This window comes from Enterobacter cloacae complex sp. ECC445, assembly GCF_021892025.1.
GTDB classification, from domain to species: Bacteria; Pseudomonadota; Gammaproteobacteria; order Enterobacterales; family Enterobacteriaceae; genus Enterobacter; species Enterobacter chengduensis.
This window is the reverse complement of the sequence record NZ_JAKLRZ010000008.1, coordinates 245,861-253,817: the sequence shown is the minus strand read 5'-3', so window position 1 is coordinate 253,817 and position 7,957 is coordinate 245,861. Positions and strand designations below refer to the sequence as shown.

General features: G+C 57.2%; 5 protein-coding genes. 2 read left to right on the top strand and 3 right to left on the bottom strand.

From position 1 onward, the window contains the following. Positions 1-51: 51 nt before the first annotated feature. Positions 52-2,649, bottom strand: coding sequence for a bifunctional aconitate hydratase 2/2-methylisocitrate dehydratase (gene acnB, locus L6R44_RS10385; protein WP_237424081.1), 2,598 nt, complete (start codon positions 2,647-2,649; stop codon positions 52-54). 399 nt (positions 2,650-3,048) lie between these two features. On the opposite strand from acnB, the gene L6R44_RS10380 reads away from it, so the two are divergent. Next, complete coding sequence (locus L6R44_RS10380; RefSeq protein ID WP_237424080.1) at positions 3,049-4,599, top strand: DUF3300 domain-containing protein; 1,551 nt, start codon at positions 3,049-3,051, stop codon at positions 4,597-4,599. A gap of 10 nt (positions 4,600-4,609) precedes the next feature. Next, positions 4,610-5,401 (top strand): DUF2950 family protein, encoded by a 792-nt coding sequence (locus tag L6R44_RS10375; protein WP_237424079.1) that lies wholly within the window; start codon positions 4,610-4,612, stop codon positions 5,399-5,401. Positions 5,402-5,450: 49 nt separating this feature from the next. Here the strand turns inward: L6R44_RS10375 and traT are convergent, their stop codons facing one another. Both traT and lpdA read right to left on the bottom strand, forming a co-directional pair. Next, on the bottom strand, positions 5,451-6,182 hold the full coding sequence (gene traT, locus L6R44_RS10370; RefSeq protein ID WP_077064276.1) for a conjugal transfer complement resistance protein TraT: 732 nt from the start codon (positions 6,180-6,182) through the stop codon (positions 5,451-5,453). 194 nt (positions 6,183-6,376) lie between these two features. After that, entirely contained in the window at positions 6,377-7,801 is a 1,425-nt protein-coding gene (lpdA, locus tag L6R44_RS10365; protein WP_032644085.1) for a dihydrolipoyl dehydrogenase, read from the bottom strand. Positions 7,802-7,957 lie beyond the last annotated feature (156 nt).

Sequence of the window (7,957 nt, the reverse complement as noted above, 5' to 3'; positions counted from 1 at the left end):
CCCCCAGCCCCTCTCCCCTTTGGGGAGAGGGCCGGGGTGAGGGGTTCGTTTTTATACCGCGGTCTGGAAGATAACCCCGTCGGCCTTCTCGGTGTACTGAGAAAGCTGGTCGAAGTTCAGATAGCGATAGGTATCCACCGCCGTCTTATCTACCTGAGCCACAAAGGTCTGGTACTCTTCCGGCGTTGGCAGTTTGCCAATCAGCGCGGCAACCGCCGCCAGCTCCGCAGAAGCCAGGAAGACGTTCGCACCGGTACCTAAACGGTTCGGGAAGTTACGGGTCGAGGTGGAGACCACCGTCGCACCGTCGGCTACGCGCGCCTGGTTACCCATGCACAGGGAGCAGCCAGGAATTTCGATGCGGGCACCGCTCTTACCAAACACGCTGTAGTAGCCTTCTTCCGTCAGCTGCGCGGCATCCATACGGGTTGGCGGCGCCACCCACAGGCGGGTCGGCAGCTGGCCCTTGTGGGTATCCAGCAGTTTACCGGCCGCACGGAAGTGACCGATGTTGGTCATGCAGGAACCGATGAACACTTCGTCGATCTTCTCGCCCTGAACCTCAGACAGCGGACGCGCGTCGTCCGGATCGTTCGGTGCACACAGGATCGGCTCTTTGATATCCGCCAGATCGATGTCGATCACCGCCGCGTACTCTGCGTCAGCATCGGCTTCCAGCAGCTGCGGATCGGCCAGCCATTTTTCCATACCCTGAATACGACGCTCCAGCGTGCGACGGTCGCCGTAGCCTTCTGCAATCATCCACTTCAGCAGCACGATGTTGGAGGTCAGGTACTCTTCGATTGGCGCTTTGTTCAGCTTGATGGTACAGCCCGCTGCGGAACGCTCGGCGGAGGCGTCGGTCAGCTCGAACGCCTGCTCCACTTTCAGGTCCGGCAGACCTTCAATTTCCAGAATGCGGCCAGAGAAGATGTTTTTCTTACCTTTCTTCTCAACGGTCAGCAGGCCCTGTTTAATCGCATACAGCGGGATAGCGTGAACCAGGTCGCGCAGGGTGATACCCGGCTGCATTTTACCTTTGAAGCGCACCAGTACCGATTCCGGCATATCCAGCGGCATCACGCCGGTCGCCGCAGCAAACGCCACCAGACCGGAGCCCGCCGGGAAGGAAATCCCGATAGGGAAACGGGTATGGGAGTCACCGCCGGTACCCACGGTATCCGGCAGCAGCATGCGGTTCAGCCAGGAGTGGATAACGCCGTCACCCGGACGCAGGGAAACGCCGCCGCGGTTCATGATGAAGTCTGGCAGCGTGTGGTGCGTGGTCACGTCAACCGGCTTCGGATACGCCGCGGTGTGGCAGAAGGACTGCATGACCAGGTCAGAAGAGAAGCCCAGGCACGCCAGGTCTTTCAGTTCGTCACGGGTCATTGGGCCAGTGGTATCCTGAGAGCCCACGGAGGTCATCTTCGGCTCGCAGTACGCGCCAGGACGAACGCCCGCAACGCCGCACGCGCGGCCGACCATTTTCTGCGCCAGCGAATAACCGCGGTTGCTTTCCGCCACATCTTTCGCCTGACGGAACACGTCCGAGTGCGGCAGACCCAGCGCTTCACGCGCCTTGGTGGTCAGGCCACGACCGATGATCAGCGGAATACGGCCACCGGCACGCACTTCATCGACCAGCACGTCGGTTTTCAGCTCGAAGCTTGCCAGCAGCTCGTTGGTGTCGTGGTTACGTACTTCACCCTTGAACGGGTAAACGTCAATCACGTCGCCCATGTTCAGGTTGCTCACGTCCACCTCGATTGGCAGCGCGCCCGCATCTTCCATGGTGTTGAAGAAGATTGGCGCAATTTTGCCGCCGAGGCACAGGCCGCCGCCGCGCTTGTTCGGCACATGAGGGATGTCGTCACCCATGAACCACAGCACGGAGTTGGTCGCGGACTTACGGGAAGAACCGGTACCCACAACGTCACCCACGTAGGCCAGCGGGAAACCTTTTTTCTGCAGGGCTTCGATCTGTTTGATCGGACCCACCACGCCCGGCTGATCCGGCTCAATGCCTTCACGGGCGTTTTTCAGCATCGCCAGGGCGTGCAGAGGGATATCCGGGCGAGACCACGCGTCCGGCGCCGGAGAGAGGTCGTCGGTGTTGGTTTCGCCGGTCACTTTGAAGACGGTAACGGTGATTTTCTCAGCAAGCTGGGGACGGTTCAGGAACCATTCGGCATCCGCCCAGGACTGCATCACCTGCTTCGCATAGACGTTGCCTGCTTTGGCTTTTTCTTCTACATCGTAGAAGTTATCAAACATCAGCAGCGTGGAAGAGAGCGCTTTAGCGGCAATCGGTGCCAGCTTGTCGTTATCCAGCGCGTCAATCAGCGGATGAATGTTATAACCACCCTGCATGGTGCCGAGCAGTTCAATGGCTTTTTCAGGAGTAACCAGTGGGGAGGTGGCTTCGCCTTTGGCGATAGCGGCAAGGAATCCGGCTTTTACGTAGGCAGCTTCATCTACGCCAGGCGGTACGCGGTTGATCAACAGATCTAACAGGAATTCTTCTTCGCCCTTAGGCGGGTTCTTCAGCAGCTCGACGAGCGCGGCCATTTGGGTTGCATCTAAAGGTTTGGGTACAATTCCCTCGGCGGCACGTTCTGCTACGTGCTTACGGTATTCTTCTAGCACGACGGTTCTCCTCGCTCTCATTGTCATATGCGGCGGGCGTTCTCTTCACGCTCCTGTGAGACAGCAGTTTGTAGGGTAAATGCCCGATACCGCGTCGGGCAGCATAGCAGGATTTCTGCACAGTGTTAATCCGTTTACAAAAAAGCAACATTAAAAAATTTGCTGAATCGTTAAGCATGGTGTAGCGGGGATTTAGGGCAGCATTTTGCCGTTTCTGCTGCACCGTAACGCTTCAGTTTTTTCGTCATCGGATATAATTGCGTAATAAATACTCACACTCTTTATCCGGACGTGCCGGACGCTTCCCAATAAAAGTCAAAACAGTCAAAGACGGGTGAATAATACTCACGCCAACCGTAACGCCTCACGGCATAGCGCTTGTCTCGTTGGAGTCATTTTATGAAGTTGTCCTTTAAGCCACATCTGCTCATCCTTCTGTGCAGTGCCGGGCTGTTTGCCGCCTCAGGCGTCATGTTTGTCAAAGGCCGCGCGACGGAGCCCGCAGCGCCGGCAGCGGCCGCTCAACAGCCGGCTGCACCAGCGCCTGCCGCAGCCCAGCCCGCCCCGGTCGCCGCGCCAACGTATACGGCCGCGCAAATCGATCAGTGGGTTGCCCCCATTGCGCTCTACCCTGACGCCCTGCTGTCACAAATTCTGATGGCCGCAACTTACCCAGCCAACGTGATCCAGGCGGCGCAGTGGTCCAAAGACAACCCCAAAATGGAAGGGGACGCCGCGATCCAGGCCGTTGCGGGCCAGCCGTGGGATCCAAGCGTAAAATCGCTGGTCGCGTTTCCTCAGCTGATGTCGCTGATGGGGGAAAACCCGCCGTGGGTGCAAAATCTGGGTGATGCGTTTCTCGCGCAGCCGAAAGACGTGATGGATTCCGTGCAACGCCTGCGCGCGCTGGCACAGAAGACCGGCGCGCTGCAATCGACGCCTCAGCAGAAGGTCACCACTGTGACAAAACCGGCACCGGCGAAAACCAGCACCAGCGAGACAACGACAACGTCCGCGCCCGCCCCAACGGTAATCAAAATTGAATCTGCCGACCCGCAGGTGATTTACGTCCCCACCTATAACCCCAATACGGTTTACGGAACCTGGCCAAACACCGCCTATCCGCCCACCTATCTTCCGCCTACGCCCGGGGAGCAGTTTGGCAACAGCTTCGTCAACGGTTTAGGCTTCAGCCTGGGCGTCGCCACAACCTATGCCATTTTCAGCAACATCGACTGGGATGATGACGATGACTGGGATCACCACCATGGCGACTGGGATAATCACGGCGGCTATAACCGCAACGGCGATAACAATATCAATATCAACGTTCAGAACTTCAATAAAATCAGCGGACAGCGCCTGACGGACGCCAACCGCACCTGGCAGCACAACCTGGCCTATCGGGAAGGCGTGCCCTATCCCACTAACCAGCTCAACACCCGCTTCCACTCAACCAGCGCGGCGACCGGGCTAAGCTCAGCGCAGCAAACACAGGTTAACCGGGATAGCCAGCGTCAGGCCGCGCTGAGCCAGATGGAGAAATCCACGGGCAAAACCTTCCCGCAAACGGCGCGCAGCGGAACGAGAGACGCGCAGCGTCAGGCCTCAAGCGAACAGCTGAAGCAGATTTCGCAGCGCAATAACTACCGTGGCTACGACACCAAACCGCAGACGGCGAAGCGAAGTACCACACAGCAGCGAGAAAATCGCCAGACCACCGCGCAGAGACAAGATAAACGCGCGTCACAGCCCGCGCAGCAACGCACTCTTCAGCAGCGAAACAGCCAGCCCCGGGCCAATGCGCTGAGCGGCAACGACAGCCGCTCCGCGAACTGGCAGGCGCAGCAGCAGCGCGGTGCGCAAAGCAGACAGCTCGCCGCTCGCCAGCAGCAGACGCGTCAGGCGTCTGGTGGACGCGTTGAGCGCCGTGAAATTCGACATCGCTAAGGGAACCGACATGAAAAGTAAACTACTCAGTGGAATAGCGTTGTTCGTGCTTTCGGCCTCGGTGATGGCGCAGCAGTCCTTTAGTACGCCAGACCAGGCAACCGATGCGCTGGCTAAAGCCATCAGTGAGCAAAATGAGCGCGCGATGAGCAACCTGCTTGGAGAGAACTGGCGCGATTTTCTGCCGCCGGAAGGCGTTGATCCGGACGCCGTCGATCGCTTCCTGCGCGACTGGAAAGTCCGTCACAACACGGTTGTCGAAGGCGATACGGCGCATCTAGTCGTCGGAGACAGCGGCTGGCAGCTCCCCATTCCGGTGATCAAAACCGCTGCCGGCTGGGCGTTTGATATTAAAGAAGGGGCGGAAGAGATCCTGACCCGCGAAATCGGGCGTAACGAGCTCGCCGCCATTGAAGCCCTACATGCCTATGTTGATGCGCAGCAAAGCTACTTTGCGATGAACCAGCAATACGCGCAGAAGATTGTCAGCTCGCAGGGGAAAAAGGACGGCCTGTACTGGCCCGCCTCACCCGGCGAAGCGCCCAGCCCGCTCGGACCGGCATTTAGCCCGAGCGTGCCGGGTACCGGCTATCACGGCTATCGCTTTCGGATCCTGCCGGAGAACAACGGATTCGCGATGGTTGCCTGGCCGGTTAGCTACGGCCAGACGGGCGTCATGAGCTTTGTGGTAAACCAGGATGACAAGGTGTATCAGTCCGATCTCGGCAGCGATTCTGAGCAGAAAGCCCGGGCGATGACCGCCTATAGTCCTGATAAAAACTGGCAGCCTGTGGTCCCCTAACGCCACTTTGCAGGCCGGGTAAGGCGAAGCCGCCACCCGGCTGTTTTACTTACAGAATATTTGCCACCGATTTCGCCAGCTGCGCTTCCAGAACTGGTTTCGCTTCTTCGAACTTCAGATTGACCTTGTTAGCATTCGATACCACGCGGGTCTGATACTTCGCGCGATCGCCCTGCTCGGAGCTGGTTTGCAGCTTCACGCCGGACGTCCCCTGGCGCAGCGCCGCAATGTTATCGGTGGTGACTTTCGCTTTGCTACGCTCAGAGATCTGCAGGTCGGTAACCATGGTGTAGTTCACGTCTTCCACCATCGCATCTGCCGCCATGCCGATCAGCCCAGCAGCCAGCCCCACGCCCAGCGCGGCGCCGGAAGAGTTGCTGTTGTAGGCGGTAATACCGGCCCCCAGCGCGGCGCCCACGGCGGCACCTTCATAGCCGGTTTTCAGGTAGCCCTGAGACTCGCGCAGGTCCATTTTATCGGCTTTGAGGACGTTAGCCTGAACCCAGTAGTATGCGCCGTCAGGTGAGCTGGTGACCTTGTACCCTTTGGCACTCAGATCGTTTGCCAGCAGCGTCTGGAGGTTGCTCATGTCTTTATCGGAGGTGTTTTTTACCTGAATATAGACCGTTTTTTCACTGGATGGCTCAAGCCAGATGGTTTCGCTCATCTGGGTTTTCACTTCCAGGTTGCGCTTTTTCACGGCTGTCGTCATTGCGCCACATCCGGTCAGCGTCATAACTGACGCCAGTAAGCCAATTCCCACAATTTTCTTAAAAGACATGCTTTTTCCTTTTTTCGTGTAATTAAAAGTCCAGAACCCCTGAACCGCGCAGCCAGTAGCCACACAACGGTGAAAAAAGTATCGGCAGAAGAAGGGAAATTTTTAGCAGAAATATCAATGAGATGACTACCAATTCGGGTAGTTTCCGGGCAAAAAAAACGCCCCCGGGGAGGCGTTTAGCAATCGAAAGAAGCTTATTTCTTCTTCGCTTTCGCGTTTGGCAGGTCGGTGATGCTGCCTTCAAACACTTCTGCCGCCAGGCCCACGGACTCGTGCAGAGTCGGGTGAGCGTGGATGGTCAGCGCGATGTCTTCCGCGTCACAGCCCATTTCGATCGCCAGACCGATTTCACCCAGCAGCTCGCCGCCGTTGGTGCCGACAATCGCACCACCGATCACGCGGTGAGTCTCTTTGTCGAAGATCAGTTTGGTCATACCGTCTGCGCAGTCGGAAGCGATAGCACGGCCAGAAGCAGCCCACGGGAAGGTGGCGGTTTCGTAGCTGATGCCTTTCTCTTTCGCTTCTTTCTCGGTCAGACCCACCCATGCCACTTCTGGCTCGGTGTACGCGATAGATGGAATGACTTTCGGATCGAAGTAGTGCTTCATGCCGGCAATAACTTCAGCGGCAACGTGACCTTCGTGAACGCCTTTGTGCGCCAGCATTGGCTGACCGACGATATCGCCGATAGCAAAGATGTGCGGCACGTTGGTGCGCAGCTGTTTGTCAACGCGGATAAAGCCACGGTCGTCCACTTCCACGCCGGCTTTGCCCGCGTCGAGGTTTTTACCGTTCGGCACGCGGCCGATAGCCACCAGCACGGCGTCGTAACGCTGTGGTTCGGATGGGGCTTTTTTGCCTTCCATGGAAACGTAAATACCGTCTTCTTTCGCTTCAACGGCAGTTACTTTGGTTTCCAGCATCAGGTTGAATTTCTTGCTGATGCGCTTGGTGAAGACCTTAACGATGTCTTTATCGGCAGCCGGGATAACCTGGTCGAACATTTCAACCACGTCGATCTCTGAACCCAGCGCATGGTACACGGTACCCATTTCCAGACCGATGATACCGCCGCCCATAACCAGCAGGCGCTTAGGAACGGTTTTCAGCTCCAGGGCATCGGTGGAATCCCACACGCGCGGATCTTCATGCGGAATGAAAGGCAGTTCGATTGGGCGAGAGCCTGCCGCGATGATCGCGTTGTCGAAGTTGATCACGGTTTTGCCGTTTTCGCCATCCACTTCCAGGGTGTTCGCACCGGTGAATTTACCCAGACCGTTTACCACTTTCACCTTACGGCCTTTGGCCATACCCGCCAGACCGCCGGTCAGCTGAGTGATAACTTTCTCTTTCCAGGTACGAATTTTGTCGATATCGGTTTTCGGCTCGCCGAAGACGATACCGTGTTCTGCCAGCGCTTTGGCTTCTTCAATCACTTTCGCGACGTGCAGCAGCGCTTTAGAAGGGATACAGCCGACGTTCAGACAAACACCGCCGAGGGTGCTGTAACGTTCTACGATGACGGTTTCCAGACCTAAATCCGCGGCGCGGAATGCTGCGGAATAACCTGCCGGGCCTGCCCCAAGTACTACGACCTGAGTTTTGATTTCTGTGCTCATCATGACCTCTTAATTTATACCCGTCGTCCACCGGGTCGTTCTATCCGCCCGCATTTTACAAAATTGTTAACAATTTTGAAACAACAAACGGCTCATGAATTTTTGCTTACGCCAGTAACGTCAATAACACCATGAGGTTACCAGAAAAAAGCCGGC

What these genes read in the sequence shown, in the direction of transcription:
- traT (WP_077064276.1), bottom strand. Translation starts at nt 6,182, where the DNA reads ATGTCTTTTAAGAAAATTGTGGGAATTGGCTTACTGGCGTCAGTTATG.
- lpdA (WP_032644085.1), bottom strand. Translation starts at nt 7,801, where the DNA reads ATGAGCACAGAAATCAAAACTCAGGTCGTAGTACTTGGGGCAGGCCCG.
- L6R44_RS10380 (WP_237424080.1), top strand. Translation starts at nt 3,049, where the DNA reads ATGAAGTTGTCCTTTAAGCCACATCTGCTCATCCTTCTGTGCAGTGCC.
- L6R44_RS10375 (WP_237424079.1), top strand. Translation starts at nt 4,610, where the DNA reads ATGAAAAGTAAACTACTCAGTGGAATAGCGTTGTTCGTGCTTTCGGCC.